Consider the following 22,126-nt stretch of genomic DNA (forward strand, 5'->3'; position numbering starts at 1 on the left):
TACACCCTATTTGATTTTAATTAACTGATACCACCTTGTCGGTATCAGCACTGGGATTGATACTGTTATCCTTGTATCGACGACAGGGCACAATGCAACAGGAACACCCACGATGGTAGATGAAAATAACCTGATCTGGATCGATCTCGAAATGACCGGTTTGAACCCGGAGCGCGATCGCATTATTGAGATCGCAACGCTGGTGACGGATGCCAATCTGAATGTTTTGGCTGAAGGACCGGTACTGGCGGTGCACCAGTCTGATAGCCAACTGGCGCTGATGGATGACTGGAATGTGCGCACACACGGCGCCAGCGGCCTGACAGATCGCGTTAAAGCGAGTACCACGGATGAACGTGCAGCCGAGCTGGAAACGCTGGCGTTTCTACAAAAATGGGTGCCGGCGGGTAAATCGCCAATCTGCGGCAACAGCATCGGTCAGGATCGCCGCTTCCTGTTCCGCTATATGCCGGAGCTGGAAGCTTACTTCCACTACCGCTACCTGGATGTCAGCACGCTCAAAGAGCTGGCGCGACGCTGGAAACCGGAAATCCTGACGGGCTTTAAGAAACAAGGTACGCATCAGGCGATGGACGACATTCGCGAATCACTGGCAGAGCTGGCTTATTACCGTGAGAATTTTCTGCGGCTGTAGATGAAGCAAGACGGGTAGGGCGTGATGTGCAGCGAACCTCTGCTATTTACGCCACAACGTCTGTTTTGTCGACGCATGTCTATTTTATCAACATATTGTTTTTTTTATCAGCAGTCAGACGATTTTTCATTTGGGGGGCTTGCGGTTAAACGGATTTCTCGTATAATGCGCACCCCATACCGATGAAGAATTTCTACTAAAGAACTTCAACATCGTATGAAGATTTCCCGGGCGGGAATAGCTCAGTTGGTAGAGCACGACCTTGCCAAGGTCGGGGTCGCGAGTTCGAGTCTCGTTTCCCGCTCCAAGTTTTATCACTGTTTGTCACCATACAGGCAGTGTGCAGTAATCAGACGTAACGCCTGTTAATGTCTGTCCGATATGCGGGAATAGCTCAGTTGGTAGAGCACGACCTTGCCAAGGTCGGGGTCGCGAGTTCGAGTCTCGTTTCCCGCTCCAATCTTTTAGTCTCTCTTTTTTTACATCATCAGTTTCCTTGTTTTTTCTACAATCTGTTCACTCTTTTTCCATTGTGCAACGATACCGTTGGTACGCTGAGTCGCTTCCTTGTCTGGCGACATACACCGTTGTTCTACTCGATGAACGCCGTTAGCAGTGCGTTCGAGCTGTGCCTTTACCGTTGATATTGTAGATTAATTATTTTATTAAATACTTAGCTTGGTTATATTTATTCTGATTTATTTTTATATTTTATTCTCTGCGTGGATTGGATTTTGACGTAATATCAAAATTTGACTATGTTTATAACCAGAATGCATTTATAAAAATCACATCATCTAAAATGATTAGTGTTGTTATTTTTTAGTGATTTTTCTATTCAATTCTATCTGGGAAATATCATTTAAATTCCATGAGTCACTCCGGTTATTTATTTAATAAATAACGGGTTGTTATCATGGATCATATGGTTATCCCTACAGATAAAAGAGGATGGAAGAATGAAAGCAATGAATAGCACTATTTTACATGTTGTAGCGACGGCGGCTTTAGTGATGAGCGGTGTTGCTCAGGCTGATGACACGGCAAAAGCACATACCGGAAAAGAACAAGTTGAATTAAAACATATTCACGCTGTCCTGCAAAATGGGACGCCTAGCCCGCAGCACGATGCGATGTGTGAGAAGCAGCTGAATATGCCTGAATCCAAATACGTCGGCATGAAAGTGACAACAGAATATAACATCGATACCCAGTCGATGATGATGTCGGCAAAATCCATGTTCCCTTCGCCACACAGTACACAACCCATGGAATTAACGGCCGATTTATCCCCTCTCGGTTTAGCTGATAGCTACTCATTTGGTGCATTTAAACCTAGTTCCTTACCCAATGCTTATATTATTTTCTCTGTTGATAAAAAAATGAAAAACCCGGTGAGCACTTTTATGGTTATTAATGAAAGTGAAACGTATAACTGTGTTATTAGCAGTTCAACGCACGGGTTAAGCAAAGAGGCAATGAAAAGCCTTGAAATGAAGAAATAGTCATTTTTTATTTTCTACCGTAAATTGCAGGTAATCACCTGCAATTTACGGCTATGTGTATAGCTCAGGCTGTTATTTAGTGGTTGGCCAGGAAGCTTCATTGCATCAGAGAACCTTTCCTCCTGAAGGCGCCAGTGAGGCAGCGCATCATGTTACCTGTTTGTATACGGATGTAGTGATATCATCTCTGTTCAGGTGGCAAAATTCAGAGTGCCACGACAGTTCCGTGTTACAGGTGAATAATCATTTTGAGTGCAAATCGAATCCAAACCCCGTCTCTCCCCGTGTTAAAGCTCCTCGCGCTTGCGACAGCGGCGTTTCTGACCTTACTGACTGAGATCATGCCAGCAGGGCTTCTCAGTTCGATTGCGACGGGTCTTACTGTCTCGGAAAGTCTGGCCGGCCAGTTCATTACCGCGTTTGCTCTGGGAGCGCTGTTATCGGCGATTCCCGCGACGGCGCTGACGCGCGGTATGCGGCGTAAACCTCTGCTGCTCATCGCGATTAGCGGATTTGCCGTCGTGAATGCGGTGACTGCCGTTTCAGATAACTACATTTTATCGCTGGCGGCCCGCTTTGTTGCTGGCTTGTTCGGTGGTGTGGTCTGGTCGATGCTTGCCGGGTACGCCTCCCGTATGGTTCCCAGATGGTTACTCGGGCGCGCCATCGCCATTGTCGGCGCGGGGTCTACGGCTGCGCTGGTGCTTGGTGTACCGATTGGCGGCCTTCTTGGGTCAGCGATCGGCTGGCAGGGCGCATTTGGATTAGTATCGGCGATTGCGGTGCTCCTTGTTGTCTGGATTGCGCTTTTCGCTCCCGACTTCCCAGGGGAATCGGCAGATAAGCGGTTATCGCTGCCTCAGGTTGCTTCCAAGCGCGGCGTTGGGGCGACGCTGGCGCTGATTCTCACCTACATCGTCACGCACAACATTCTGTATATTTACATCGAACCTTTCCTCGTAGCTTCCGCTATGGGGGACTGGCTCAACGGCGTGCTGTTCATCTTCGGGGCGGGGGCGGTGTTTGGCCTTGTGCTGTCAGGCATTATCGTCGATGGTAACCTCAAGCGTCTCGGCCCTGCCGAGGTGCTTTTGTTCGCTGCGGCGATGCTCCTTCTGGGTCTTTGGTCCGATGTACTGCTCATTCTGTTTCTGGCTGTCTTTATGTGGGGCATCTCTTTTGGGGGATTCTCTGTCGTCACGCAAACGGCCATGACTCACCTTTCCTCTGATGCCGTGGATGTCGCACAGTCGATGTCTACCACATCGTGGAACACGGCCGTGGCCACGGGGGGCGTTATCGGAGGATTGCTCCTCAGCAGCGCAGGGGCGAGCGCGTTTCCGTGGGTGATGATTGGGCTATTGACGCTCTCCTTCCTTGTTGTGATTCTGGGCGTTAACCGCGCGCTGACGGCTGCGAAGCCCGCGCAGTCCGTCTCCACCAAAAGTGATTCCTTGATTTCGAGTAACCAACATTTATGAAATACCGCCATTTCCTGTTTGACCTTGACGATACGCTGTTGGACTTCAAAGCCTCTGAGCGTCTTTCGTTCGCGCGTACGCTGACCAATCTTGGTGTCGATATTGAAAATACGAGCCTGTTTGCAGACTATCAGCGCGAGAATTCCCAGCTATGGAGCGAGTTTGAGAAGGGGGGAATCACCAAGGATTTCCTGAAAGTAGAACGATTCCGTCGCACTTTCTCGCTTCATGGCATTGATATCGATCCACACAAGGCGAGCAACCGCTATCTGGAGTGCCTGCCTGAAACCGTGGTGCTGGTGGATGGCGCGGTGCAGCTATGCGAAGCGCTTGCCGAGATCGGCGAGGTTGGCATTATTACCAACGGCATTGAGTATGTGCAGGCGCAGCGGGTGGCGAACTCGGGTCTGGCGGACTGGCTGACGTTTGTCGCGACCTCTGAAGCTTGCGGGTTCGCCAAGCCGGATGCGCGCTTCTTCGAGTTCTCCGCCAGCAAATTCAGCTCATTCAAAAAAGCCGAGGCGATCATCGTGGGCGACAGGCTTGATGCCGATATTCTGGGGGCGAACCTCTACGGTATCGATAGCTGCTGGTTCAATGCTGGCGGAGCCGCCAACGATTCGGACATCGCGCCGACCTACGAGGCCGCAACGCTACAGGATGTGTTCACGCAGCTCAGCGCTAAGTCTTAAGCCAATATAAAACCGCGTCGCCGACAATCCACCACGACTAATTCGCGGTGGATTGTCGGCGCGCTTATCAAGATTGCCCACTTAGCTTTGGCAACATCTTCAGTAATCGCAGACCAGAAATACGCGGTCAAAGCATAGGGCTGCAAGGTCGGTACGATGGATGATGAAATTCAGCGTACCGTCATCCCACTGAAATTGTCCGTCCAGACAGACCTGAAACAGCACCAGCCAGTCCTGTGCTTCGCCGCCCAATTGCTGTGCTGCCTGCAACTCTGGCAATTCATGCTGGCTAAAGCCACAGCCGTTGACTCGGGCAATGCCCTGATATTCAGGCAACGGGTCATCAGGCGGAAAGTCCGATGGCAGCATCTCCTTTTCGATCATCCAGACGAGTTGCTCTTCCGTCGCTTTCCTATTAGGTAACAGATTAAATGCCCCCAGTTGTCGTAACTGCCAGGCGTAATATTGTGCGCAGCCAAGACGGGACAGCGCATCGTCATACGCATCATCATGCAATGCTGCCTGCTGTTCCTGACTCAGACGTGAGCACAATAGGGCGTCAAGATGGGGGTTCTGACGCAATGCGTAAAAGCTGGGGACGGCGACGCTGGTTCTCGGATGCAGTTGAAAGGCGGTTTTTTGCCCGAGTGTCTTTTCGTCATTGAAGGCCAGGTCGGCAAAGCGCACGCCGTTGCACAGGCGTGCGGCATCCTGCACATAGATGACTTTCCCTCTGGTTGTTACAGGGCTGCTTCCGCATTCCAGAAAGAAGAATAGGGTTCCCTCGCGCGGCAGATAGTCCTGTAACGGAGCTAAAGCGCGGCAGTCTAGCTGCGCAATAAATTCCAGCGGTACACGGTAAGTTTGTGTGGCGTCATCCCAAGGGAAGATACAAATATCTTTTCCATCTTCACTTTCTTCCCAGCACTCTTCATATTCGAGCAAGGTGTCTTCAGCAACGTTGACACAAGGATAGGGGATATCGACAGGTAAATCCGGCATGCCGCCCAGCCGATGATGGCCCAGCACAGTCTGGTCGTCCTCGGCGCCATGATAGAAATCGACGCTGCTGCGTAATGTGCCAGCCACCGCATGGGCTATGGGGGTGATGGTATCCGCTGAGAGCAGCGCATCCACAAGGTGCCGCCGTAACTGAGAATGTTCCGCCAGCAGCGGGTGCAAGGCTGGATCTATGGGTACAGGAGGAAAGGTTGGCGTCTCGGCTGTCTTTCCCTGCTTGATTTCTACCTTGTTTTCTGGAATTGCGCTGGCTCCTGCTTCTTCTTCCCCTAATGCTTTTCGATGGCGGCTCAATGCCATCTCTGGGGTTGTGGTGACAATCCGCAGGCTGCGCAGCGCGGTTTCTAGGGTTTTGAAATGTTCTTGTCGCCGATCCTGCGGGCAGTATCCCCCAGCGAAAAGGCAAACCGTGTCCGTTAAGCGGATAAACGCAAACAGGTAGGCGAAGCCGTAAATCCCTTCAGCCGTCATTAACAATGCGCTGTCGTTTTCGAGGGTTAACGTCTTTTCCTCAAGCCAGGTGAGTTTGCCATAGCTTTTACCGCAGAAAGCGCGATATCGCTCTGCTTGCCCCGTTTCTACTTCATACAGCAGTTCCCCACTCACCGGGTAAATGTTTAGCGCAACGACGCCGTCGTCAGTGGCGTACTGGCCGAGTGCCCCTTGCCCTATCTGCTCAATGGACGTGAAATGTGAGGGAAAATCGATGGATAAAACATCCGTGTGCATGATTGGCATGACAGTCCCTAACGTAGAAAAGAATATCGCCTCTGATGGGGTTTTTATGATGCCACATTTGTCTGCCTCAGCAAGAAGGCGATGTGCTGATGGCCGAGTCACTCTGCATCACTCGTAATGCATTTTTGTAACGTTTTGCCTTTTTTTGGTGCGCTAACGCCACTGGAACAGCGTATTTGCTGGTTTTTTTGGCGCTGATAAACATGGCACGGCCTGTGCTTAGTCTTATATACCGTCTTGTGTACAAGATGGCGCGACTCAGGCAATCGACCTGATCGGTTTTTTCAGGCTGGTGATGATCAGCTGTTGTTAGCTCACCGTTGAAGGGGGAACACAATGAAAAATAACAATGACAAGATCGATCGTAAACGCAGGCAATTAATGAAGTGGTCAGCGGTTAGCGCAGGTGCGCTGACGCTGAGCAGCCTGCTGCCGGGCATGGCTTTTGCTGCCGAAAGTGAAGAAATCCGCATTGGCTACTGGCCGATTGTGGGCGGTTTGCCTTTATACGTGGGTGTTGAACGCGGTTTTTTCAAAGAAGCAGGGTTGAATGTGCGAGCGGTGAAATTCGCCAGCCCGCAACAGATTGTCGAGGGGATGATTACAGGACGTATACACGGGTGTGCCAACGGTACGGCCACCGGCGCATTGGGATTAGGCGAGATTACCTCACCCGGCTTGTTCAAGATCATTTGCTCGAACCCGTCAAATCATCAGATGGTATTGGATGAATTTCTGGTGCCGTTGAACAGCAATGTAAAAAGTATCGCGGAGTTGAAGGGCAAACGTATCGCCTGTGGGCCGGGTATTCAGAATGTGGTGATGACCAAAATCATTCTGGAGAAAAACGGCTTTACGGCGGATGAACTGCGCGTGACCGAATTGCCGGTCGGGCAGCATGCGGCGGCGCTGGCCGCCGGTCAGATTGACGGTGTTTATACGCTGGAACCCACGGGGACGGTGGGCCGCCTGAAAGGGCTGTCGCGTACGCTGGAAACCGGGGTGATCTCACGCTATGTGCTTGGTAACCCTGATGCACCGTGGTTTGGCGGTGCGGCCGCATTGAATAGCGGTTTTATCGAAAGCCGAGCGGCAGAGGCGAAAACCTTCACGCAGGCCTATGCCAAATCAGTGCAGTTTATTCAGCAGAACCCAGAAGCGGCGCGCGAGCACATTACCGGGTACACCAGCATTGAAGCCGAGCTGAGTAAAGAGGTGCCGCTGCCGGGGTTTGTCATGTATGACGAACTAAAAGGCGACAATCTGGCGTGGTTCCAGAAGTTTTATGATGTGTTCACCGAAAGAAAAATCTTCCGGCAGCCGGTAGATGTCAGCAGCCTGATTTATCAGCCTTAAGGGAGATGTTTGATTATGCGCCAGCACTGGACGTCTAAATTATTACCCGCTGTCGGTCCGATTCTGCTGTTTCTCTTTTGGCAGTTGGCGGTCAGCGCGAAATGGCTGAACCCCATTTTATTACCGTCGCCGGTCGACACGTTGAGCTATATGTTCCAGTCTTTCGCGGATGCCAGCATGCGTACGGATATCGGCGCGACGCTATACCGTACGCTCGCCGCATTTGGCTTTGCGGCACTGATTGGCGTGCCGCTCGGCGTTATTCTCGGCAGCAATGAAAAGATCTACCGTAGCCTGGAGTTTCTGATCGATTTCTTCCGATCTACGCCATCGTCAGCGCTGATTCCGCTATTCTTGCTGATTTTCGGGATAACCGACGCGAATAAAATTGCCATTTCGGCCTTTGCGGCCGTACTGGTGATTCTGTTCAACAGCGCCTATGGCGTGATGAATGCGAAGAAAACCCGTCTGATGGCGGCACAGGTCATGGGGATCTCTCGCTGGCATATTTTTAAAGACATCATGCTGCTGGAAAGTCTGGCGCAAACTTTTGTCGGCTTGCGTACCGGTGTGTCGATGGCGTTGGTGATTGTGATTGTCGCGGAGATGTTTATTGGCTCGGAAACTGGGCTGGGGCATCGCATCATCGATGCACAGCAGGTGTTCAACATCCGGGATATGTACGCCTCTATCCTGATTACGGGCGCACTGGGATATCTGCTTAATGTGCTGTTTCTTATCGTAGAAAAACGAATTGTTCACTGGAGTGGCAAAGCATGATGACACCTCATAACGCGCAAGTGGAAAAACCGGATACCGCGCTGCCGCCTTATCCGGCACCGAATACCCACGTCACTATTCGTGGCTTGAACAAGTCGTTTGCAGGTCAGCCGCTCTATACCGATCTGAATCTGGATTTGCCCCGCGGCAAGATCGTGTCGATTTTCGGGCCGAACGGCTGTGGTAAATCGACGCTGATGAACATGATTGCCGGGCTGATTCCCGTTGATAGCGGCGATATCCTGTTTGATGGTAAAACGCTGGCGGAAACCAGAATTGGCTATGTGTTTCAAAACTATCGTGATGCGCTTTTTCCCTGGATGAGCGCCTGGAAGAATATTGCTTATCCGCTGGTGCGTAGCGGCATGCGGCAGCAAGACGTTCAGGCGCGGATGGACGAACTGATCGCGATGTTTGACATTCGTTTCGATCTTCAACGCTATCCGTATGAGCTTTCGGGCGGGCAGCAGCAGACCGTGTGTATCATGCGTGCGCTGGCGACGGGGCCGGAAGTGATGTTTTTGGATGAGCCGTTCTCCGCGCTGGATTTTGAAATGACGCTGTTCATCCGCGACAAGCTGCAAGAGGTTCAACTGGCGACTGGCGTGACGATGGTCATCGTGTCACACGATTTGGAGGATGCGGTGTTTTTGGCGGATGAAATTCTGCTGCTGACGCGTCGACCCACGACGGTGTCGGAGATTGTTCCGTTTGATTTAGCGCGTCCACGCGGTGCGGAGGCGATGAGCGATCCTGAGTTCATTCGCGTCAAGGCGCACACGCTGGAGGTGTTCAAACGCGAAATGGCCGCATAAGCGACCTTTCTGTCGTATCCCTTTCAGGTTCACCAGGCTGTAGCGGGCTTAGTGAACCTGATGCCTACGTTTACTCTTCCCCCAGCGAACGCGAGACGCGTGCTTTTCTTAATACGCCCTGTATACCGACAAACAGCACGCCAGTTAACAGCAAGATGGCGATCAGACCGTCGTAGCCATAGAACGTAATGGCGGCACCGGAGAACAGTGGCCCGCTGATACTGCCCGCAGACCACACCAGCCCCAGAAGGGAATTCATCACGATCAGTCGCTGACCAGCAAACCGCTGACCCGCGCGAACCAGAGACAGCGTGTAAAGACCGCCTGCGGCGGCACCCAGTGTGATACAGACGGGAACCAGAAGTGTAGGGGAGGAAAACGAGAAGGTGATCAATACCAGCATCACACAGAAAAGGATGCCGCAGCCGATGTGGGTTCTGATGATGCCACATTTGTCTGCCAGCCAGCCAATCGGCGTCTGAAATACGGCGTCGCCCAGAAAGATGAGCGTAACCAATAAGATCGCGGATTTTTCATCTAAGCCCTGTTCCATGCCGTAAAGCGGAAAGAGCGAAAGGATGCTGGCATCGAAGAAGGAAAAGCAGAGCACGCCAGAGGCGATGGCCGGAAGAAAAGGGATCAAATCCCGATAAGATGCCGAGGACGATTCCTCTGCCTGAACCATCGTGGCACAGTTCCTCAGCATGAACGCACAGGCGGCGGAGATGCCACAAATCAGCCACAGAGCATAGGTTTGCATGTGCTCGCCAGCGGCAATAAGCAGCGGTCCTATCAACTGACACCCTGTGAAAACGGCAGCATACAGCCCCGTTAGCGTCGCTTTGTGTTTGTCTGAAGCCCGGCTGGTGACCCAGGTTTCTCCCAGTACTACCAGAACTCCCGAAGCAAGCCCGGTTAGCAGGCGGGGTAAAATGAGGGAAACAGGGTGTGACAGCAGGAATGAGGCAATAGTTGATGCCGCCAGAATAATCAGGCTGCCGGAGAGCAGATAGCTGGCTTGCAGGTGGCGGCTGAGCCACGGCGTAACGAAAGAAGAGAGCATCATCCCGGCCGCTGGAAGGGCAGCCAGAACGCCGAGCGTTGCCGTGCTGTGCCCATGCTCCGCCAGTTTCAGGCTGATCAACGGCAGGGTGTACCCTGTTACCAACCCCACAAGCGAGGCGGCGATAATCATATTCAGTGTCGTGAAATTGGTTTCACGGGAATGTGCTGTCATTGTCTTTCCAATGCGGGTTTAACAAGCGTCCTCAACCCCGGAAAGGCAGGTGGAAACTTCCTGCGTTAGCCAGGTATGAAATCGTACGTACTTCTCATTTTGCTCAAGAGGGACGGGCGACAGCAGATAATACGCAGAACCATCCTGCGCAAATCCGTAAGGGGCATGCAACTGTCCGTTCGCAATCTCGTCCTGCACCATCAGGAAGGATGCCATTGCCATGCCCAGCCCCGAGACTGCCGCCTGAATACACAGATAGAAGTGCTCGTAGTCCGCTCTGGTGCTGCCTTTGATGGACACGTGCGTCTGCCGTTGCCAGGTTGCCCACGCTTTCGGTCGCGTTCCGGTATAGAGCAAACGCATCCCTTCCAGACTGTTTTTGCGCTCGGCTTTGTCGCGGCTCACCGGCCCCATCCACTCGTCACATACCTTTACGCCATGTGTTTGCGGATCCCAGTGAAAATCGTCACGCCGCAGGGCGAGGTCAACGCCACTACGCACAAAATCAATCGGCCCGCCTGCCGCAACCAAATGAAGTTTGATATCGGGATTTGCCTGATTAAACGCCGGTAGCCGTGGAATCAGCCATTTCATGGCAATCGTCGGCTCGCATGACAGCGTCAGCACGTCATCCTGCGCACTCTGCTGGAGTCGATATACCGCGCCCTCGAGCTGTTCAAAAACGGACTGCGTGACCGTATGCAAAGAGCGGCCTGCCGCATTCAAAAAGATCGCCCGGTTGCGTCGTTCAAACAGCTCAACCCCCAGCGCTTCTTCCAGCAATCTGATCTGCCTGCTGACAGCACCGTGCGTGACATGCAGGGACTCGGCGGCTTTAACAAAGCTACCGGTTTGTGCGGCTGCTTCAAAGAAGCGAAAAGAGGCTAACGAGGGAAGTTTCATATATGTGATGAAATTTGACAGATTTACACCAAGATAAATCGCTTTTTTGCCACATGCAAACGCTGAATAATCAAACCGTCCTCAGACGATAAGAGGTGTAATTGCCTAAATAGTTAGGATTTATCGTGGTTTGGCATCGTTGATAGCCGTATTACGTCAGTCATCTTTGCCTTCCCCTTTTAGCCGATTTTTCACCTATCTGTGCAAAATCATCGTGAAAAAAGATGGCTTGCCGAACAAGGAAAACGTTAATGAATGAGTTAATTGCTGTCGCGACAATCACCATTTTGGCGGTGATCAGTCCGGGGCCTGATTTTGCCATGGTGACCCGCAACAGCTATGCCTTTGGTTTACGCGCCGGGTTAATCAGCGCGTTTGGCATTGCCTGCGGCGTCCAGATTCATGTGATGTATACCGTTTTTGGCATCGCGGTATTCATTGTCAGCTCCCCAATACTATTTATGGCGATGAAGATTCTGGGGGCGTCATATCTGATTTATCTGGGGTACAAGTCGTTAACCAATACGACAAAAATAACCGTAGAGGAGGCGTCCGGTCATGCGCCATCAGCGCTTGCCGCGTTTCGTATGGGCTTTCTCACCAATGCGCTTAACCCGAAAACCATGCTGTTTGTCGTCGCCACCTACACCCAGATCGTACAGCCCGGTAGCCCAATGAGCCATAACGTTGGCTACGGATTATTCATGTCGGTGGCGCACTGGGTCTGGTTCAGCATTGTAGCGCTGTTTTTTGCCGCACCGGCTATGCGTCGCCGGCTGCTCGACAAGCAACGTCTGGTCGACAAAGGTATCGGCGTTGCACTGATGGCGTTAGGTGCTTCTCTGGCATTGACCAAAATTACCCTGTGAGGAATGACGGCGGTGAATAACGCCGCCTGTCATACGTCGCGCTCCTGAGCGGCATCGTGCGGATATAAATAAAAAATGGAGAATTAGGCAAGAAAACAAGCGGAATGCTATACCTGTTTGCTGGGGGAATTGAGGAAAATATACCCGTCATACTTCAAGCTGCTTGTGCGTTGACAATACTCGGCTCATCTCTGAGCCTCGCCCTAAAGGGTCAATGCAGAGCGTTGTTCAAAACGCTAACGTTTTGTCACGCAACTCGAATTATTTAGGGTATAGCGTGTTTTTCAACGTCATCGGTTTCTCAACGCCATCAATTTCTCAACATAATTGGTTTCTCAACAGAAAAGGAAAGAGTCATGCTTGTACACGCATATGGAGCCCATGCGGGCGATAAACCTCTTGAGTCGTTGCAGATTGTCCGCCGTGAGCCGGGAGCTCACGATGTTCAGATTGAGATTGCGTACTGTGGTATCTGCCACTCGGACCTGCATCAGGTACGTGCCGAATGGGCAGGAACGCAGTTTCCCTGCGTGCCCGGCCATGAAATTGTCGGGCGAGTGTCTGCGGTAGGGGCACATGTCACTGGCTTCAAGGCTGGCGATCTGGTGGGGATTGGTTGCATTGTGGACAGCTGTCGTCACTGTGAAGAGTGCGATGATGGCTTAGAAAATTACTGCGATGGTATGGTCGGCACGTATAACGGCAAGACAACGGATGAGCCGGGTTGGACGTTCGGCGGCTATTCCCAGCAGATCGTCGTACATGAACGTTATGTGCTGCGTGTTCGTCATCCTGAGGCGGAACTGGCTGCTGTCGCCCCTCTGCTATGTGCGGGGATTACCACCTATTCGCCGCTGCGCCACTGGAATGCCGGGCCGGGTAAGAAGGTTGGCGTGGTGGGTATCGGCGGGCTTGGCCACATGGGGATCAAGCTGGCGCATGCCATGGGTGCCTATGTTGTGGCGTTCACCACGTCTGAATCGAAACGTGAAGATGCGAAGGCGCTGGGCGCAAACGAGGTCGTGGTTTCCCGTAATGCTGAGGAAATGGCGGCGCACGCGAGCAGCTTCGATTTAATCCTGAATACCGTTGCCGCACCGCATGATTTGGATGCGTTTCTGGTGCTGTTGAAACGCGATGGTGCATTAACGCTGGTCGGTGCGCCTGCATCACCGCATCCTTCTCCTAACGTGTTCAACCTGATCATGAAACGCCGTACGGTGGCGGGATCGATGATTGGCGGCATTCCTGAAACGCAGGAAATGCTGGATTTCTGTGCCGAGCACGGGATCGTCTCCGATATCGAGCTGATCCGCGCCGACGAAATCAATGAGGCCTATGAGCGGATGCTCAAAGGCGATGTGAAATACCGCTTCGTCATTGATAACGCCACGCTGAACGCCTGATTGGCCTCTGTCCCACAGCATTCGCTTTCTGGTGCTGTGGGACAGCCATTCACTGATTTATCACACCCTCAGCACGCTGATAAAAACCACACCATCGTAATTTCCTGTCACCAAAGACGTCGGGATGCGGTACTATTCGTCGGTACTGTTCACTGTTACACCAACACGTTGATTTTCCTTCCCTATTACAGCGAAAAGACAGTTTAAAATGGAAATTTATCTTGGTTTAGCTCTGGTTGGTTTGGTGGTGGTCTGGGCGATTTTTACCTACAACCGGTTGATATCTCTGCGACGTTTTAAAGATGAAGCCTGGAGCGGCATTGCGGTACAGCTGAAGCGCCGCCATGATTTGGCCCCCAATCTTCTGACGTTGGTTAAGCGCTACGCGCAGCACGAAAACGATCTGCTGGAAGCCATTTCCCGTCAGCGCACCAACCAGACTGGCAGCACGCGCCAAATTGCTCAGAATGAACGGGAATACTCAGGAACGCTGGGGCGTTTTTTTGCGCTGGCGGAAGCTTACCCTGACCTGAAAGCCAACCAAAACTTCCTCGCCTTGCAGCAATCGCTCTCTGAAATTGAAGAGCAACTTCAGATGTCGCGCCGTTATTTCAATGCCACGGTGCGGGATTTCAATATTCAGGTGGAATCCTTCCCCAGCCTGCTCATTGCCAACCTGTTCCAGTTTAAAACCGAAACGTTCTTTGAACTGGAGAACCCCGCAGAGGGTGACGTTCCGCGGATGGAGTGACGTGATGGCAAAGTGGAAGGAGGCGCTGCGTCGTTGCGGCTGTCTGGTTTTACTCTGCTGGAGCGCTCTGGTTCAGGCAAACGCGCTGGATAATACGTTTATCCCCGGTGTTAGCGCTGCGCCGGGAACAGCGGCTTCTCTTCGGGTGGCGGACGAACGTATTTTGCTGTTTGATTCGCAGGCCCATTTCCAGACAGATGGCACCATGCTGGTGGATGAGACCATTCAGGTGCAGTCGACCGGAGAGCAGATCAAGCGAGGAATTTTCCGCACGCTACCGGTGGTCTGGCATCGGCAGGACGGCAGTACGTTCCGGCTGGCGTACCAGATTAAACAGGTGCTGCGGGAGGGAGAACCTGAACGCTACAGCATTGATGACACGGGCGAGCAGATTAAGATACTGATTGGCAGCGCCGATCGCCAACTGCAACCCGGTGTTCACCGCTACCGTATTCAGTATCAGGTGAGTAACCATTTCAGCCGCTTTCCTGACTGGGATGAGCTGTATTGGAACGTCACGGGCAATGGCTGGAGTTACCCCATAAATCAGGTGCGTTTTCGCCTGAACCTGCCGGATCAAGCCGCGTTTCTCTCTACCCGCGGCAAAGATACCCGCCTGCAATCGATTGATGTCTATACCGGTCCGGTGGGCAGGAAAGGTGATAATGCCCGTATTCTGGCAGATGGCAGCATCGAGACGCTCGCGCCGCTGCATCCGGGGGAAGGGGTGACGGTCGCCTACACCTGGCCGCGGAGTATTCTGGCATCCGCCTCCGCACCGCAGGAAGACTCGCTGCTGGGGCATTGGCTCTCGCCCACGCTGAAAAGTGGGATACTGTGGTTTCCTCCCTTTCTGATCGTGGTTTACTACCTGTTTTGGTGGAGTAAGCATATAACCCCCCTTTGCTTAACGAAACCCGCAGTCGTGCCGTTGTATAGCGTTCCCGATGGCGTTTATCCCGGCTATGTACGCTACCTCTGTCAACGAACCTACGATAATGTGGCTTTCTCCAGCGATATCTTGGATCTGGTTGCTAAGCGTGCGATTGCACTGACAAAAGTCATCCATAAGCCGAGAAAAAGCCGAAGTGGTATGACGCAGAGGCGAGAAGAGCAGTGGCTCACTCGCTTACCTGAAAGCGAATCCATGAAGCTGACCTCTGAGGATAAACAGCTCCTTAGCACTTTGTTTCCCGGCAAGATGAAGAAACTGGATATTACAGAAACCAGTATGCGTTCGGTGCCGATGCAGAAGGCGCGCAAGGCGCAGAAGGCGCATTATGAAAAAATGCACCCGACGCTGTTTTTATCGATTTCCGGCGCGGTGAGGTCGGGCATCGCCCTGACCCTGCTGGTTCCTGTGCTGTACGGTCTGTTCTTTGACCTTAGAGCGGCGATGAGCACGATTTTCTGCCTGCCTTTTCTGCTGTTCAGTACGCTGCTGTGTTTCAAGTTACTGAAATATTCACGCTATTCTGCGTTGCTACGCAATAGCGAGAAAAGCAAAGTCTCGCTCTTTATGGTGTTGGCGGGTTTCCTCTTCACGCTACCTTTTGGCCTTTCGCTGTTGCGCTTACTGACATCATCCCTGCTGCCGACTGACTATCGGGGGGCCTTATCGGTAAGCCTGTTACTGTGTCTGGGTTTCTTCTGCATCGTCCCGCGTCATACCCAGAAAGGATTGAATGGTCTGGCCGTAGCCAAAGGGATGATGCTGTATCTGCGCGCCGCAGAAGAGCGTCGTTATGAAACGTTGTATCCGCCCGATGAGCGAGTGACGCATTTTGAACGCATGCTGCCTTATGCGCTGGCGTTGGGCGTGGGGGAAACCTGGGCCAATACGTTTGCCCAGTATCTGAAGCGTCACCAAATGGTTTCCGACGTGTTCTCCAGTACGCAGTGGGACGGTATTTCCCAGTTCAACAGCGCGTGTAGCGCCTCGTCAAGGACGGTGGTGAACTCCGGTTCTGGCGGAGGAGGCGGCAGTTCCAGTGGTTCGGGTTCTTCCGGCGGAGGTTCGTCGGGGGGCGGTTCCGGCGGCGGTGGAGGCGGCGGGTGGTAAACATCATCAAGCACTGTGCGTTGGGGCAACATTTCATCTGCGATGAACAAGGGAAAAGAGAAAAATGATGGATAAGCATGTAAACGAAACCGAGGTTCCATCACAAGACGAGTTACGTATGCGGGATGAAGCGCTGACAGCAATCAACAAATGGTTTGATACGCAGGAGCAAAGGGACGGGCTTGATGAGATTATATCGCGCACAACATTGCAAGCGGGCATCCATCACGATGTGATGCTGGATTATGCGCCGGGCCGCACGTCGATATCCCCGGAATCGAAGCGTGATGCCGACGGGGTATCTCCCGGCAGTCGCAAAGGGGCGCTGAGCGTCACGCAAATACAGGAAGAGGTGGTTCCGGCGCTGACGCAGGCTATCGCGCAGCGTGTTGAGAAACTGGCCGATACGGCGCTAATTGACTATCGATTCTGTTTTCGGGCTGTATTTCCGGCAACCGAAGGCCGCCTGCTGATTACGCTGTTTACATTCACCAATGAGGTGAAAAAGCAGCGGCTGCTGGCGTCTATTCATGACTATATCGATCGATACCTTACGCATGGCAATGCGCCGACGGAGCAGCTGCAAACCTTCTTTTTGGCTCGCCACCTGCTTGATGTACAGCTCTTTCCCTCGCAGGATATCCGCTGGATCATGACTCAGTTTGAGCGCATTCAGCAGCGAAACGCAGGGAGTGCTGAATTATCAGAGCATCGACGCAATATTATCGGCGCATTAAAAAAGTGGGTAGAGCCGCAATTTCTGTTGCGGTATTGCGACGTGTCCCAGCCTAAGCAGTCCTTTCAACCGGTAAGCTATACCCTTAAACCCGGAATCAGTTTGGATTGGCAGGATTCACAAATGCTTCACCCCGTAGAACTCGTGCTCTATGCGGCAGTCATGATCCTGCGTTATGAACCTTCCTACAGTAAATCTCAGGCGCTGGAATATCTGGATATCGCGAAGCAGTTGGGTTATCCACGAGCAATCAGCATGATGGAAGAGGGAAGCGGTACGTTTGAGCAACAGCAGATTAACCTGAAGAATGACTGGGTTGAATGCGTGGCGAATGACGTGTTTTCTACCATCACGATTCGTATTCGTAAGGAAAGCGCTGAAGCGTATGAGCAGGCGCTGAGCTTCATGACGCGTTTACTGGCGCTCGGCTTCCCAAAGAGTTACAAGATCGTCCTGAAATCGTCGGTGCGACAGTACCTCCCCATCAAGGGGCTGGCAAAGTCAGATACTCATCGCTTTTTTGCTAACGCGTTGCAGTATGCCTCGAACTACCCGTTTCTTGAGGATTATGCTCGTGCAGCGATTGAGCAATTTGAATGGTATGCCGATTCGGAAGGTGAGAAGTGCTGTATGCCGGGAAGCTATGCGGTATTTGGGCTGGGTCTGGCCGATGCCGCGTATTTCCCGCTCGTAAAAGCGTATATGGAAAACGTGGATGATGAACATCAATCGGTACAGGATGGCTTCATTCGTGCGTTTTTCGATAAGCATGGCGTGACGACGCAGAACGTGGCGACGCTGATTGCCTGCCTGAGCCATGCGACAGAAAGCCTAAAACTGAATATGTTACCTGCGCTAGAGGATGATGTGCTGTTCGAACAACTGGTCGAAGCGGTACGGGCGCAGGAGCCTGCGGTGATCGAACATATTGTGTATCTCATCTGGGGCAATACCAAGAAACTCGCCGCACTGGTGAAAAAATCGGAAGCGAAGCGCGGCGCGTTATTAACGTCGCTCATTCAGGCTTCGGCGTAATCTTAAACGTAATGACGACAATCACAGGGTAAGGCCGCGGGTGCCTTACCCTGCTAAGGAACGTGCTTATGACCGCTATTCTGCTGCTGGACTCGCGTGCCGATGAGATCGGCTCTGTCTTAAATCATAATGCGCCGGAGCTTGAGTTGGTGCTATCAAACGGCACGGCGGAGCAGGCGGCGAGCTGTCCGATCTGGCTGGGTGAACCGGATACCGCTGCGGCATTGCTGGCTCAAGGGGCTAAACCAACGTGGCTACAGTCTACGTGGGCAGGGTTCAAGCCGCTGCTGGCTGAAGGGTTGCCGCGTGATTACCGTCTAAGCCGCGCCGTCGGCGTGTTTGGACAGCCGATAGCCGAATATGTGATTGCCTATATGCTCAGGCATGAGCTACGTCTGGGGGAACGGCAAGCCAGTCAGGAAGAACGGCGTTGGGATCACCGTTTACCTGGATCGCTGGCGGATAAGAAGGTGCTGATTGTCGGTGCGGGAGAGATTGGCTGCGAGGTTGCGGGCTTTCTACGGCCTTTTGGCGTCGAGTTATACGGCATCGTCAGCACGCCAAGGCAGCGACCTGATTTTAAACGGGTCATGAGCTTAGCAGAGCTACCCGCCGCGATGCCGACAGCCGATTATGTCATCAACCTTCTTCCTGATACGTCGGCCACCACCGATATCTATGATGCCCGTTTGTTTGCAGCGATGAAGCCTTCGGCGCTGTTTATTAATGTCGGGCGTGGTAGTGCCGTGGTGGATGATGATTTACAAGCGGCGCTGCGTGACGGACAAATTGCGGGAGCCGTGCTGGATGTATTCAGGCAAGAGCCGTTGCCGTACAGCCACCCGTTCTGGAACACGCCGAACCTGACATTGACGGCGCACATTGCCGGGCCGATGGTGCCGGGACTAATGGGACGCTTATTTCTGGATAATCTCGCTCGCTTTCATGCTGATAATACGCTGCGTGGCGAGGTGGATTTTAATCGCGAATATTAAATAATTACTTGGCGAATTATAAATTAATGAGTTAATTGTTATTGATATAATTTCAATTAACTCATTTAAAAAGTTTCATTTTAAATATTTTTGTAAAAATTTATTGAGATTATATCGCGTGTCGGTGTAATACTACTCTCGCTAAGAATCAATATTAGTTAATTTTTAAATAATAAGTCTGCGTTCTATTTGAGAATACTCAAAAATAAGGAAATCTTGGGATGAAATATCATCGTTTGAATTTATGTCTTGCGGCAGCAGGACTGGCATTCTGTATGAGCTCTGCGCTTGCTGAAACCAGCGTTTCTGTCGAAGTTAAGGATATAGGGAAATTGCAAAAGAAAGGTACGGTTTCTGCCTTTAATGCGCCCAGCAGTATACAAGCACATGCTGCAAGTAATTATAAATTTCACAAAGCGGAAAATGAGGGCGTTGTCGTTATTTCCCCTAATGCATCAACTGCGCAGACTGATGCAAAAAGCGCACAAAAGAAATCGTTATCAAGCACCCAAGCTCTTGCTAATGACGCCACGTTCACCCCTTTGTGCCCCACCCTTGCTGTAAATTCAATTTATACGCTGGATGGGCTGCAAAGTGGAGGTAGCGCCTGTTATCACTTTGAAATTACTCAGCGTTCTAAAACAACCGCTTTCGTCGTAGGCATGAGTCCTGAAACAGATATTGCACTCAGCTTGATGCGCGATGATGGCCAAAATAATGTGACGGCAATTAATTATTCAAATCAAGCGGGAAATGCTGATGAAGCTACGTTAGATTTAACTCCGCCGGGACACTATTACTGGTTTATGGAAGCCAATACGGCTGATGGCTCCGGTTTTAATTTTGGCGCTATCGTTAATACGAATGTTGATGACTATGAGCTAAATGATATTCCTTCTCTGGCCACCCCTATGTCTGATAGTTTGAGGGAAGTCGAGGCTAACTCTGATAGCGATTCTGATGCGGATTATTATGTATTTACTGCAACCCGTGGCCAGCATGTTTTACTTCGCTTTAATGGCGTGACGAGCGGCACCAATAACAACTGGTTACTGGCGTCTTCCTCCGATGGGGGTAATACCTGGACAACCCGTAATACCGGACAGGATATTACTATCATTCCATCTCAGCCGAATGAGAAAGTTTTGGTGAGAGTGCTGCCTAATCCATCAAAATTACCGACCGTTTCTCAGAAATATAAGCTAACTTTGGGCTCCAAAATTGTTCAGTTTAGCCATTCTGTGTCAGGGGAAAGCACCGTTCTGCGTATCCCTAGTTCTGCGCCGACAGCTTATGGTTTTATGACCACGCAAGCCTATCGGGATGTGACCTGGGGTGTGACGATGGCGGATTCCACCGGAGCGGGTATTCCAAATATTGTGGCAATTCTTATACTCGACCAACGAGAAAACAATGGTGAGTTAGAGTTTAATGCTGCCAACGCTCACGGAATAATAACGGATGCAAACGGCAAGGCTTCCGGGTCTGTGAAATTGGATAACTGTTATGCTGATTACACGACACAGTTCCAAGACTACAGCCAGGGTTATATTAATACGTGGAGAACAACCTACGATGTGGGTGCATGGCGTATTGAAGTCCCGGCTCAGAGCGGTGTTGGTGTAGGCGGAAATAATGTCACTCACGTCACCTTCGGGCACATTTGTAAGCAAACCTTGCTGAAAAGTGTGAAATCCTGATACGCATGAGCAAGTGAAATATCAGGCCGCCTTAATGTCAGGCGGTCTGGCTGTGGAGGCGGGCTCATGGCTTCACCTCCACAGCGATGTTGCTGATACGATATTGCTGATACAGTGTGCGGCAATGTTTTTCAGCGAAAAGAGCTTGCCACGCTAAGTTGATTGGTACATAATGCTGACCGTTGAATCGCTTGGTTAGTAAATAGTGATTAAATTCATTAGGTTACGTGTGATTCAGTAGGGTTTTATGGATTCTCATTTCAGTGTGGTTTGCTGAAGTAAGAGATAATAAATCCGATTCTATGCGGGAATAGCTCAGTTGGTAGAGCACGACCTTGCCAAGGTCGGGGTCGCGAGTTCGAGTCTCGTTTCCCGCTCCAAAATTCTTCATCATCCTGGTTACTCTCTTCTTTAATTCGACAGCGTGTTTGTACCCCTCTTGGTATCGTCTTTACTCTCATTAAATATCTACGCTTCTTCAGGAATTCAGCGCCTGTTTGACAATCCAGCGGAAAGCCAGATCGAATATATCACTTAACATTCCGAACCCAAGGAGTCTATGACCACTCTGTCACTGGTTTCCTCCAGAGCCCCATTCCATATCAGTTAATAGTGCTTATTTTTATATAGAGGATAATAACGATTTCATCTTATCATTATAATGAAATATTAGTGTGGTGACTGTGTTGCTTTTATTCCTTTTTCATCAAAAAAGTAAAAATAATATTTTGTTTTTTATCTGTTGTAGGAGATTTTTTACGTCTTATTTTGTTTATTACTCTTCTTTTTTAATAACTTGATGTTAATCTCTCAGCTTTTTTAAAATAATTTCTGTTGTGATATAAAAACATTTCTATTTTTTCTTTTAAAAGGGATTGTATGGAAATTTTAAAATATCTTTCGGCTACAGCTTTACTTCCCCTGTGTTTGTTTGTCGGTACAGCGCATGCACTTGATGGTTCTTATACGAGTGGGGATATGAAAAGAATGGATGTTCATTCTGCAAATATTTGGAACCAGTTTACTTTTCCCATATCTCCGGGCGTTGCTCCTCCTGCTAACACAAAAGTAAATATAATATATTGGAATTATGGGCTAGGTCGGCTTCAGGTCGGGAACAAAGGAGCACTGACGGTCTATTTATGTCAGGGCAATACATCGACGTGCATCAATATTTCCGATATGCAGTCTGGTTCAACGACTGCATTTAAGTATAAGTCGGCTACCATACCATTCTTCTTATATTATCGTGTGGATAGCAAATCAATAATCGGTACTATTTATGGTTCTGGCCCTACACAGCTCACCGTAAATTGGACCGATCGCTGGTGAAAATGAATCTGACTGCAATTTAATGCCTGTGGTGTGACTTGACGTTAATATCATGTGC

18 protein-coding genes and 3 tRNA genes are annotated in these 22,126 nt (G+C 50.9%); 18 read left to right on the forward strand and 3 right to left on the reverse strand.

Annotated elements, in window-relative coordinates; translation table 11 throughout:
• Positions 1-112 precede the first annotated feature (112 nt).
• From orn to AB8809_RS02500, 6 genes are all read left to right on the forward strand, one after another.
• Positions 113-655 carry an oligoribonuclease gene (gene orn, locus AB8809_RS02475; protein WP_015841879.1) on the forward strand — a complete coding sequence of 181 codons (543 nt, stop codon included), beginning with the start codon at positions 113-115 and terminating at the stop codon, positions 653-655.
• Positions 656-886: 231 nt separating this feature from the next.
• Positions 887-962: transfer RNA gene (locus AB8809_RS02480), tRNA-Gly, on the forward strand.
• A gap of 76 nt (positions 963-1,038) precedes the next feature.
• A tRNA-Gly gene (locus AB8809_RS02485) sits at positions 1,039-1,114 on the forward strand.
• Between the two features lie 500 nt (positions 1,115-1,614).
• On the forward strand, positions 1,615-2,160 hold the full coding sequence (locus AB8809_RS02490) for a hypothetical protein (RefSeq protein ID WP_349854730.1): 546 nt from the start codon (positions 1,615-1,617) through the stop codon (positions 2,158-2,160).
• A 248-nt stretch (positions 2,161-2,408) separates the two neighbouring features.
• Positions 2,409-3,641, forward strand: coding sequence for an MFS transporter (locus AB8809_RS02495; protein WP_182101140.1), 1,233 nt, complete (start codon positions 2,409-2,411; stop codon positions 3,639-3,641).
• On the forward strand, positions 3,638-4,333 hold the full coding sequence (locus AB8809_RS02500) for a YjjG family noncanonical pyrimidine nucleotidase (protein ID WP_015841876.1): 696 nt from the start codon (positions 3,638-3,640) through the stop codon (positions 4,331-4,333). Before AB8809_RS02495 ends, AB8809_RS02500 begins: the two co-directional genes overlap by 4 nt.
• 99 nt (positions 4,334-4,432) lie before the next feature.
• Here AB8809_RS02500 and AB8809_RS02505 read toward each other — a convergent pair whose 3' ends face one another.
• Entirely contained in the window at positions 4,433-6,091 is a 1,659-nt protein-coding gene (locus AB8809_RS02505; RefSeq protein WP_349854724.1) for a DUF1963 domain-containing protein, read from the reverse strand.
• 336 nt (positions 6,092-6,427) lie between these two features.
• Between AB8809_RS02505 and AB8809_RS02510 the strand changes: the two genes are divergently transcribed.
• From AB8809_RS02510 to AB8809_RS02520, 3 genes are read left to right on the forward strand one after another with little or no spacing between them, the layout of a single operon-like run.
• Positions 6,428-7,447 carry an ABC transporter substrate-binding protein gene (locus AB8809_RS02510; protein WP_349854722.1) on the forward strand — a complete coding sequence of 340 codons (1,020 nt, stop codon included), beginning with the start codon at positions 6,428-6,430 and terminating at the stop codon, positions 7,445-7,447.
• A gap of 15 nt (positions 7,448-7,462) precedes the next feature.
• Complete coding sequence (locus tag AB8809_RS02515; protein WP_015841873.1) at positions 7,463-8,227, forward strand: ABC transporter permease; 765 nt, start codon at positions 7,463-7,465, stop codon at positions 8,225-8,227.
• The gene (locus AB8809_RS02520; protein WP_015841872.1) at positions 8,224-9,042 is read left to right on the forward strand and encodes an ABC transporter ATP-binding protein; all 819 of its coding nucleotides are present in this window, start codon (positions 8,224-8,226) and stop codon (positions 9,040-9,042) included. Before AB8809_RS02515 ends, AB8809_RS02520 begins: the two co-directional genes overlap by 4 nt.
• Before the next feature lie 70 nt (positions 9,043-9,112).
• Here the strand turns inward: AB8809_RS02520 and AB8809_RS02525 are convergent, their stop codons facing one another.
• Both AB8809_RS02525 and AB8809_RS02530 read right to left on the reverse strand, forming a co-directional pair.
• Positions 9,113-10,279 carry an MFS transporter gene (locus AB8809_RS02525; RefSeq protein ID WP_349854719.1) on the reverse strand — a complete coding sequence of 389 codons (1,167 nt, stop codon included), beginning with the start codon at positions 10,277-10,279 and terminating at the stop codon, positions 9,113-9,115.
• An 18-nt stretch (positions 10,280-10,297) separates the two neighbouring features.
• Positions 10,298-11,182 carry a LysR substrate-binding domain-containing protein gene (locus tag AB8809_RS02530; RefSeq protein ID WP_349854717.1) on the reverse strand — a complete coding sequence of 295 codons (885 nt, stop codon included), beginning with the start codon at positions 11,180-11,182 and terminating at the stop codon, positions 10,298-10,300.
• A 251-nt stretch (positions 11,183-11,433) separates the two neighbouring features.
• Here AB8809_RS02530 and AB8809_RS02535 point away from each other — a divergent pair, with 251 nt between their 5' ends.
• From AB8809_RS02535 to AB8809_RS02575, 9 genes are all read left to right on the forward strand, one after another.
• Positions 11,434-12,051 carry a LysE family translocator gene (locus AB8809_RS02535; protein ID WP_015841869.1) on the forward strand — a complete coding sequence of 206 codons (618 nt, stop codon included), beginning with the start codon at positions 11,434-11,436 and terminating at the stop codon, positions 12,049-12,051.
• A gap of 356 nt (positions 12,052-12,407) precedes the next feature.
• Positions 12,408-13,457, forward strand: a complete 1,050-nt coding sequence (locus AB8809_RS02540) for an NAD(P)-dependent alcohol dehydrogenase (RefSeq protein WP_015841868.1) — start codon at positions 12,408-12,410, stop codon at positions 13,455-13,457.
• Between the two features lie 208 nt (positions 13,458-13,665).
• The gene (locus tag AB8809_RS02545) at positions 13,666-14,208 is read left to right on the forward strand and encodes a LemA family protein (RefSeq protein WP_349854714.1); all 543 of its coding nucleotides are present in this window, start codon (positions 13,666-13,668) and stop codon (positions 14,206-14,208) included.
• A gap of 4 nt (positions 14,209-14,212) precedes the next feature.
• Complete coding sequence (locus AB8809_RS02550; protein WP_349854712.1) at positions 14,213-16,270, forward strand: DUF2207 domain-containing protein; 2,058 nt, start codon at positions 14,213-14,215, stop codon at positions 16,268-16,270.
• A 64-nt stretch (positions 16,271-16,334) separates the two neighbouring features.
• Positions 16,335-18,041, forward strand: coding sequence for a DUF6138 family protein (locus AB8809_RS02555; protein WP_349854710.1), 1,707 nt, complete (start codon positions 16,335-16,337; stop codon positions 18,039-18,041).
• A 68-nt stretch (positions 18,042-18,109) separates the two neighbouring features.
• Positions 18,110-19,036, forward strand: coding sequence for a D-2-hydroxyacid dehydrogenase (locus AB8809_RS02560; RefSeq protein ID WP_181830262.1), 927 nt, complete (start codon positions 18,110-18,112; stop codon positions 19,034-19,036).
• A gap of 221 nt (positions 19,037-19,257) precedes the next feature.
• Positions 19,258-20,736: a hypothetical protein gene (locus AB8809_RS02565; RefSeq protein ID WP_349854707.1), complete on the forward strand. Its 1,479-nt coding sequence runs from the start codon at positions 19,258-19,260 to the stop codon at positions 20,734-20,736.
• A gap of 304 nt (positions 20,737-21,040) precedes the next feature.
• Positions 21,041-21,116: transfer RNA gene (locus AB8809_RS02570), tRNA-Gly, on the forward strand.
• A gap of 499 nt (positions 21,117-21,615) precedes the next feature.
• Positions 21,616-22,068, forward strand: coding sequence for a flagellar protein FlhE (locus AB8809_RS02575; RefSeq protein WP_181830260.1), 453 nt, complete (start codon positions 21,616-21,618; stop codon positions 22,066-22,068).
• Positions 22,069-22,126 lie beyond the last annotated feature (58 nt).

Source organism: Pectobacterium aroidearum, assembly GCF_041228105.1.
Lineage (GTDB): Bacteria > Pseudomonadota > Gammaproteobacteria > Enterobacterales > Enterobacteriaceae > Pectobacterium > Pectobacterium aroidearum.

Coding starts and splice junctions, on each gene's coding strand:
- orn (WP_015841879.1), top strand. CDS start 113: ATGGTAGATGAAAATAACCTGATCTGGATCGATCTCGAAATGACCGGT.
- AB8809_RS02490 (WP_349854730.1), top strand. CDS start 1,615: ATGAAAGCAATGAATAGCACTATTTTACATGTTGTAGCGACGGCGGCT.
- AB8809_RS02500 (WP_015841876.1), top strand. CDS start 3,638: ATGAAATACCGCCATTTCCTGTTTGACCTTGACGATACGCTGTTGGAC.
- AB8809_RS02505 (WP_349854724.1), bottom strand. CDS start 6,091: ATGCCAATCATGCACACGGATGTTTTATCCATCGATTTTCCCTCACAT.
- AB8809_RS02510 (WP_349854722.1), top strand. CDS start 6,428: ATGAAAAATAACAATGACAAGATCGATCGTAAACGCAGGCAATTAATG.
- AB8809_RS02515 (WP_015841873.1), top strand. CDS start 7,463: ATGCGCCAGCACTGGACGTCTAAATTATTACCCGCTGTCGGTCCGATT.
- AB8809_RS02520 (WP_015841872.1), top strand. CDS start 8,224: ATGATGACACCTCATAACGCGCAAGTGGAAAAACCGGATACCGCGCTG.
- AB8809_RS02525 (WP_349854719.1), bottom strand. CDS start 10,279: ATGACAGCACATTCCCGTGAAACCAATTTCACGACACTGAATATGATT.
- AB8809_RS02530 (WP_349854717.1), bottom strand. CDS start 11,182: ATGAAACTTCCCTCGTTAGCCTCTTTTCGCTTCTTTGAAGCAGCCGCA.
- AB8809_RS02535 (WP_015841869.1), top strand. CDS start 11,434: ATGAATGAGTTAATTGCTGTCGCGACAATCACCATTTTGGCGGTGATC.
- AB8809_RS02540 (WP_015841868.1), top strand. CDS start 12,408: ATGCTTGTACACGCATATGGAGCCCATGCGGGCGATAAACCTCTTGAG.
- AB8809_RS02545 (WP_349854714.1), top strand. CDS start 13,666: ATGGAAATTTATCTTGGTTTAGCTCTGGTTGGTTTGGTGGTGGTCTGG.
- AB8809_RS02550 (WP_349854712.1), top strand. CDS start 14,213: ATGGCAAAGTGGAAGGAGGCGCTGCGTCGTTGCGGCTGTCTGGTTTTA.
- AB8809_RS02555 (WP_349854710.1), top strand. CDS start 16,335: ATGATGGATAAGCATGTAAACGAAACCGAGGTTCCATCACAAGACGAG.
- AB8809_RS02560 (WP_181830262.1), top strand. CDS start 18,110: ATGACCGCTATTCTGCTGCTGGACTCGCGTGCCGATGAGATCGGCTCT.
- AB8809_RS02565 (WP_349854707.1), top strand. CDS start 19,258: ATGAAATATCATCGTTTGAATTTATGTCTTGCGGCAGCAGGACTGGCA.
- AB8809_RS02575 (WP_181830260.1), top strand. CDS start 21,616: ATGGAAATTTTAAAATATCTTTCGGCTACAGCTTTACTTCCCCTGTGT.